Here is a 573-nt window from a genome sequence, read left to right on the forward strand (position 1 = left end):
AGCAGCGTATCGATCGCGCGCTGGCGCTTATGGATTCGCAAAGCCAGCAAGTCTTCCACTTGATTCCTGCCTTACTGAACTACAATCACCCAGTCATTCCGGGTTACTACGACGCTGACGTTCCATTCGGCGTACACGGGCTTGAACTCAATCCTATCCAACAGCAATTCATCGACGACATACAACTCGCTATTGGTCAGCCACTCAAGACGGCAGAAAAGCCAGCGATCTTGGGCTTATATACCATGGGTAGTACGTCATCGATTGGTCAAAGCACTTCCAGCGATTTAGACATTTGGGTATGTATTTCGCCAGAGATGGATTGCGACGAACGTGAACTGCTCACCAACAAATGTTTGCTGATCACCGATTGGGCGCAAAGCCAAGGGGTGGAAGCGAACTTCTTCTTGATGGATGAAGAGCGTTTTAGAAGTAACCATTCTGAAGAGATGACGGGTGACAACTGCGGTTCCTCACAGCACTTGCTTTTGCTTGATGAGTTCTATCGCAGTGCAGTGCGTATCGCTGGCCAGCGCCTGTTATGGCAAATTGTGCCACCAGAAATGGAAGAGT

The 573-nt window shown here is 49.4% G+C and carries 1 pseudogene; it reads left to right on the forward strand.

Annotated elements, in window-relative coordinates:
• Positions 1-573: pseudogene (gene cyaA / locus R7040_RS28620) on the forward strand (adenylate cyclase); the annotation flags it as partial.

It is taken from the genome of Vibrio sp. 1069, from assembly GCF_033340555.1.